This is a genomic window from Erwinia sp., from assembly GCF_031978025.1.
Lineage (GTDB): Bacteria > Pseudomonadota > Gammaproteobacteria > Enterobacterales > Enterobacteriaceae > Erwinia.
Genome location: NZ_DALZCD010000242.1, coordinates 1 through 6,689, shown reverse-complemented (window position 1 = coordinate 6,689; position 6,689 = coordinate 1). Strand labels below are relative to the sequence as shown.

Annotated in this window: 5 protein-coding genes and 1 pseudogene; 4 read left to right on the top strand and 2 right to left on the bottom strand. The window is 54.7% G+C overall.

Going from position 1 to position 6,689, the window contains the following annotated elements:
* Both fadA and fadB read right to left on the bottom strand, forming a co-directional pair.
* A pseudogene (gene fadA / locus RTK32_RS17010) lies at positions 1-233 on the bottom strand (acetyl-CoA C-acyltransferase); the annotation flags it as partial.
* A gap of 10 nt (positions 234-243) precedes the next feature.
* Positions 244-2,427, bottom strand: coding sequence for a fatty acid oxidation complex subunit alpha FadB (gene fadB / locus RTK32_RS17005; protein ID WP_312046043.1), 2,184 nt, complete (start codon positions 2,425-2,427; stop codon positions 244-246).
* A 179-nt stretch (positions 2,428-2,606) separates the two neighbouring features.
* Between fadB and pepQ the strand changes: the two genes are divergently transcribed.
* Genes pepQ through hemG form a run of 4 tightly spaced genes read left to right on the top strand, consistent with a single transcriptional unit; the run spans position 2,607 to position 6,585 of the window.
* On the top strand, positions 2,607-3,938 hold the full coding sequence (pepQ, locus tag RTK32_RS17000; protein WP_312046045.1) for a Xaa-Pro dipeptidase: 1,332 nt from the start codon (positions 2,607-2,609) through the stop codon (positions 3,936-3,938).
* Positions 3,938-4,549: an IMPACT family protein gene (locus RTK32_RS16995; protein WP_312046041.1), complete on the top strand. Its 612-nt coding sequence runs from the start codon at positions 3,938-3,940 to the stop codon at positions 4,547-4,549. The genes pepQ and RTK32_RS16995 overlap by 1 nt, the downstream gene beginning before the upstream one ends.
* 26 nt (positions 4,550-4,575) lie before the next feature.
* Positions 4,576-6,027 (top strand): Trk system potassium transporter TrkH, encoded by a 1,452-nt coding sequence (gene trkH / locus RTK32_RS16990; protein WP_312046039.1) that lies wholly within the window; start codon positions 4,576-4,578, stop codon positions 6,025-6,027.
* A gap of 15 nt (positions 6,028-6,042) precedes the next feature.
* On the top strand, positions 6,043-6,585 hold the full coding sequence (gene hemG / locus RTK32_RS16985; protein ID WP_312046037.1) for a menaquinone-dependent protoporphyrinogen IX dehydrogenase: 543 nt from the start codon (positions 6,043-6,045) through the stop codon (positions 6,583-6,585).
* The last annotated feature ends 104 nt before the right edge of the window (positions 6,586-6,689 follow it).

Genomic DNA, 6,689 nt, shown 5'->3' with positions numbered 1-6,689 from the left:
ATCTCCGCCAGCAGCGCGGCATTACGGGCAATGTTAAATCCCTGCTCCAGGGTCTGCTGCACGCAGCCCCAGTAAATATCATCCAAATTTGCTGCTGCCAGCGCCGGGTTACGACTCAACAGCGAGCGCATCAGATGTGCCGAAAGATCTTCAGCGCGGACGTGGCGAAAAGCGCCGCCTTTAGAGCGGCCCATCGGCGTGCGGATGGCATCAACAATCACGACTTTTTCCATTTCTCTTTCCTTATGCCGTTTTCAGTACGGCATCGGCCGGTTGAACCTGGGGATACCACTGCGTTTTATGCTGCGCTTTTTCCTGCAGGCTGGCAGGCAGCTGATAAAGCGCGCCGAGCGCGGCAAAAAATCCTGCCTGACTGGCAAAACGGGCGCTGCCCTGCGTATCCAGATAGCGGAAAACGCCGCCGCGAAACGGTGGGAAGCCCAGCCCATACACCAGCGCCATATCCGCTTCGTCCGGCGTAGCAATAATGTTTTCTTCCAGGCAGAGGACCACCTCGTTGATCATAGGAATCATCATCCGGGCCACAATCTCCTCATCGCTGAAAACGCGCTGTGGCTGGCTGACGCTTTGCAGCAGTTTCTCGACGTCGGGATCGATAATTTTCTTCTGTTTGCCTTTGCTGTCTTTCTCCCAACGGTAAAACCCTGCCTGACTTTTTTGTCCAAACCGTTTCGCCTCGAACAGCACGTCGATGGCATCACGGTAATCCTTTTTCATGCGGTTCGGGAAACCGTCAGCCATCACGCTTTGCGCGTGGTGCGCCGTGTCGATACCAACCACGTCCAGCAGCCAGGCTGGTCCCATCGGCCAGCCGAAAGTTTTTTCCATGACTTTATCTATCTGACGATAGTCCGCACCGTCGCGCAGCAGCAGGCTGAATCCGGCAAAATAGGGGAACAGCACGCGGTTGACGAAAAAACCGGGACAGTCATTGACCACAATCGGGGTTTTGCCCATTTTGTCGGCCCAGGCGACGACTTTCGCCAGCGTGGCATCGGACGTTTTTTCACCCCGGATCACCTCAACCAGCGGCATACGATGCACCGGATTAAAAAAATGCATTCCGCAGAAGTTTTCCGGGCGCTGCAGCGCGTTAGCAAGCTGGCTGATAGGTATGGTCGAGGTATTGGAAGCCAGCACGGCATCCGGATGAAGATGTTTCTCGGTTTCTGCCAGTACCGCCGCTTTAACGCGCGGATTTTCTACCACGGCTTCGACGACCACATCGGCACGATCAAAACCGTCATAGCTCAGGGTCGGATGGATAGCGCCAATGACGCCTGCCATTTGCATCGCGTCGATTTTGCCGCGGGTCAGCTGCTTGTTCAGAAGTCCCGCGGCCTCATTCATCCCGAGCTCCAGCGAGGCCGGATTAATATCTTTCATTATTACCGGTACGCCTTTGCTGGCCGCCTGGTAAGCGATACCGCCACCCATAATGCCTGCGCCCAGTACGGCCGCCTGCTGAGGGGGAGCGCTATCCTGTGCCAGCTTTTTCGCTTTCGCTTTTAGCGCCCGGTCGTTAAGGAACAGACCGACCAGCGCACGAGCCTCGTCGGAGCGAGCGAGCGGAACAAAGGCCTGGGTTTCCAGCAGCAATGCCTCATCGCGGCTCAAAGTTGCGGCGGCTTCAATCGTTTTTACCGCTGTCAGCGGAGCAGGATAGTGTTTGCCTGCAGTTTGCAGCACCACGCCTTTGGCGGTGGTAAAGCTCATCATGGCTTCAATTCTGCTGAGCTTCAGCGGTTGCAGCTTGGGCTGACGACGTTCACGCCACGGCTGTTTGGCGTCAATGGCCTCGCGCAGGATAGTGATGCCCGCCTCACGCAGCTTATCAGCGGCCACAACGGCATCCACCAGTCCCAGCGCCAGCGCCTTTTGCGCATTAACATCTTTTCCGGCGGCGATAATTTCCAACGCGCTGTCGGCCCCCAACAAACGCGGCAGACGGACGGAGCCACCAAAGCCGGGCATAATCCCCAGCTTCGTTTCCGGCAGGCCGATCCGCGCGTCCGGCGTGGCGATACGGAAATCTGTCGCCAGTATGCATTCACAGCCGCCGCCCAGCGCATAGCCCTGCACGGCCGACAGAGTAGGAACCGGCAGATCCTCAAGCCGGTTAAAAATGGCGTTGGCGTAATGCAGCCATTGTGTCAGCTGTTCCTCCGGAGCGGCGAACAGCGATAAAAATTCAGTAATATCCGCGCCGACGATAAAGGCCGGCTTACGTGAACTGAGCAAAACCGCCCGCAGCTCTGGCAGCTGCTCCAGTACGGCGATTGCCTCGCCCAGGCTCGCGACGGTTTGCGTATCCAGTTTGTTAACTGAACCGGGCGCATCAAACACCAGTTCAGCAATGCCATTTTCCAGCCAGTTCAGAGTCAGGGTGTCGCCTTGGTAAAGCATTCTTCTCTCCTGCTGCCGCGCTAAAGGGATCTGGTCATACCAGATGATCGAGAGTGTGAGGTTGATGTTAATTATTTGCAAACGAGAGTTTGCTTATTTGCAAACAAGATCACAGGCGCGGCAAAACGATCTCACCGTGCTAAGATGCGCCTGATTACGTGATTAACGGAGGTAAAGTGATGGACTCGTTGAGCGCCCTTTATCAGGCGCATCTGAATACGCTACAGGCGCGTGCACAACAGGTGCTGACCCGCTTTAAGCTGGATGCCATGCTGATCCATTCCGGTGAACTGCTAACGGTTTTTCTGGATGACCACGACTACCCTTTCAAAGTGAATCCGCAGTTTAAAGCCTGGCTACCGGTGACCACCGTGCCCAACTGCTGGCTGTGGATCGATGGCGTGAATAAGCCGAAGCTCTGGTTTTACTCGCCGGTAGATTACTGGCACAACGTTGAACCGCTACCGCAAAGCTTCTGGACGGACGGTATGGATATCACGGCGCTGAAAAAGCCGGACGATATCGGGCAGTTGCTGCCCACGAACCGTGAAAACGTGGCTTATATCGGCCCGGTACCTCAGCGCGCTGCCCAGCTGGGTATCAACGCTGCCGCGATTAACCCAAAAGGGGTAATCGACTTCCTGCATTATCATCGTTCTTATAAAACCGATTACGAACTTTACTGCCTGCGCGAAGCGCAAAAGACGGCGGTGATCGGTCATCGCGCGGCGAAGGAAGCTTTCCTGTCCGGCATGAGCGAATTTGATATCAATATCGCTTACCTCAGCGCTACCGGACACCGCGATATCGACGTTCCTTACGGCAATATTGTGGCGCTGAACGAGCATGCCGCCGTGCTGCACTACACTAAGCTTGATCATCTACCGCCGGAACAGCCGCGCAGCTTCCTGCTTGATGCGGGAACGGAATATAACGGTTATGCGGCGGATCTGACGCGTAGCTATGCGTACGATCCCGCCAGCGATTATGCCGCGCTTGTTCAGGATATGAATGAAGAAGAGCTGGCGCTGATTGCCACGCTGAAGGCGGGCGTACGCTATACCGACTACCATCAGCAGATGCACCAGCGGTTGGCAAAGCTGTTGCTGAAACATCAGCTGGTAAAAGGGCTGAGCGAAGAGGCGATGGTGGCGGAAAATCTTACCGGGCCGTTTATGCCGCACGGTGTGGGGCATCCACTGGGGTTACAGGTGCATGATGTGGCCGGGTTTATGCAGGATGACAGCGGTACTCATCTGGCCGCGCCGCAGCAGTATCCTTTTTTACGCTGCACGCGGATCCTTGAACCACGCATGGTGCTGACAATTGAGCCCGGCATCTACTTTATTGAATCACTGCTTGCTCCATGGCGTGAAGGCCGATTCAGCCAGCACTTTGATTGGGCACGCATTGAGGCGCTTAAGCCTTACGGCGGCATCCGTATCGAAGACAACGTGGTGATCCACGACCAGGGCGTGGAAAACATGACCCGGGATCTGAAGCTGGACTGATGGATGCCTGGGACATTCCTGCTGAAACGTTCAGCTTCAGTGAGGAGATCAAAAAAAGCCGCTTTATCACGCTGCTGGCACATACCGAAGGCGTGGAGGCCGCGCGTGCTTTTGTGCAGCAGGTAAAAAACGAGCATTCCACTGCCCGGCATCATTGCTGGGCCTGGGTAGCGGGTGCGCCTGACGATTCACAGCAGCTGGGGTTTTCAGATGACGGTGAGCCTTCCGGCACGGCGGGCAAACCCATGCTGGCTCAGCTGATGGGCAGCGGCGTGGGTGAGATAACGGCGGTAGTGGTGCGCTATTATGGCGGCATCCAGTTAGGTACCGGTGGGCTGGTTAAAGCTTACGGTGGCGGTGTGCAGCAGGCGTTGAAGTTGCTGCCTCGTTTACGAAAAGTGCCTATGCTGACTTTTACGCTGGCCTGCGACTACGCGCAGCTGGCGGAAATAGAAAGAATGGTTGCCCGTTTTCATGGCCAGGTGCTGCACAGCGAGTTTTTACAATGCGTTTCGCTGACGCTGGCGCTGCCTCATGCGCAGGTAGCGGGCTTTACGCGTAATCTCACCGATCTCAGCAGAGGGGCGCTTCATCTGGCCCCGATCGACTAACACCTTGTCAGGAAAGGAAAGGCTACATGCATTTTCGTGCCATTACCCGCATCGTGGGTTTACTGGTCATTTTGTTCTCGGGCACTATGATCGTGCCGGGCCTGGTGGCGCTACTCTATCGTGACGGCGCCGGACGAGCCTTTACGCAAACCTTCTTTATGGCGTTACTGATAGGCTCACTGCTGTGGTGGCCTAACCGCAAGCAAAAAAGCGAGCTGAAACCGCGAGAGGGTTTTCTGATCGTCGTTCTATTCTGGACGGTGTTGGGCAGCGTGGGGGCGATGCCCTTTATCTTTGCCGAGCATCCTAACCTTTCCCTCACCGATGCCTTCTTTGAATCCTTTTCCGGCCTGACCACCACAGGCGCGACAACGCTGGTGGGGCTGGACTCGTTACCCAAGGCCATTCTGTTCTACCGGCAAATGCTGCAATGGCTGGGCGGGATGGGGATCATCGTGCTGGCCGTCGCTATTTTGCCCATTTTAGGCGTCGGTGGGATGCAGCTTTACCGCGCAGAAATGCCAGGCCCGCTGAAAGATAATAAGATGCGGCCCAGAATTGCCGAAACGGCGAAAACGCTTTGGCTGATTTACGTGCTGTTAACGGTGATCTGTGCGCTGGCGCTCTGGCTGGCCGGGATGCCGCTGTTCGATGCTATCGGCCATAGCTTTTCTACTATTGCTATTGGCGGCTTTTCCACGCATGACGCCAGTATCGGCTATTTTCACAGTCCGACCATTAACACCATTATTGCTATTTTCCTGCTTATCTCAGGCTGTAACTACGGTCTTCACTTCACGCTGCTCAGCGGGCGTAACCTACGCGTTTACTGGCGCGATCCGGAATTCCGCATGTTTATCGGCGTGCAGTTTACCCTGGTGATCATCTGTACGGTGGTGCTTTGGGCGCACAACATCTATCAAAGCGGGCTTCAGACATTGAACCAGGCTTTCTTTCAGGTTGTCTCCATGGCAACGACGGCAGGCTTCACGACAGACAGTATCGCTCGCTGGCCGCTCTTTTTGCCGGTACTACTGCTTTGCTCTGCTTTTATCGGCGGCTGTGCGGGATCGACCGGCGGAGGATTGAAGGTTATCCGTATCCTGCTGCTGTTTAAACAGGGGTCTCGAGAACTGAAGCGGCTGGTGCATCCTAATGCCGTTTATACGATTAAGCTGGGACAGCGAGCGCTGCCGGAAAGAATACTGGAAGCGGTATGGGGATTTTTCTCCGCTTACGCCCTGGTATTCCTGCTGAGTATGCTGGCTATTATCGCCACGGGCGTGGACGATTTCTCAGCCTTTGCCGCTGTAGCTGCGACGCTGAACAATCTGGGGCCGGGTTTAGGGGTAGTAGCGGATAACTTCACTACTATGAATGATACGGCGAAATGGATTTTGATTCTGACAATGCTGTTTGGTCGTCTTGAAGTCTTCACGCTGTTGGTTTTGTTTACGCCAACCTTCTGGCGCGAATAACAAACGTTGGATCTTATGAAAGCACTTATTCTTTATTCCAGCCGCGATGGGCAAACTCGTGAAATCGCGGCTTATATAGCTAATCAACTTAAAGCGCATCAGGAATGCGATACGCTCAATATTCTTCAGGTGGATAACATCGATTGGGCAAAGTACGATCGGGTGCTGATTGGCGCTTCTATTCGCTATGGTCATTTCCATCCTAAAGTTGACAAGTTTGTCAGGCAGCACCTGAGCGAGCTTGGTAAAAGGCCTTCGGGATTCTTCTCGGTCAACCTGACGGCTCGCAAGCCAGAAAAGCGCACGCCACAGACTAATGCCTATACGCGTAAGTTTCTGTTGAGTTCACCGTGGCAGCCGGACTGTTGCGCCGTGTTCGCAGGTGCGCTGCGATATCCGCGTTACGGCTTTTTCGATCGCTTTATGATCCAGCTGATTATGCGCATGACCGGCGGCGAAACGGATGCGAGTAAAGAAGTGGAGTACACCGACTGGGAACAGGTAACGCGTTTTGCCCATGAATTTGCCGCATTATCAGGCAATATGAAGCAGGAATGAACGCTTTGTTGAAAAATACGGCTGTCGTTCATTTATTTGTAATAAACGCTTGTCAGCCGTCGAGAACTCCCTATAATGCGCAACCACTGAGACGGCACAACGAC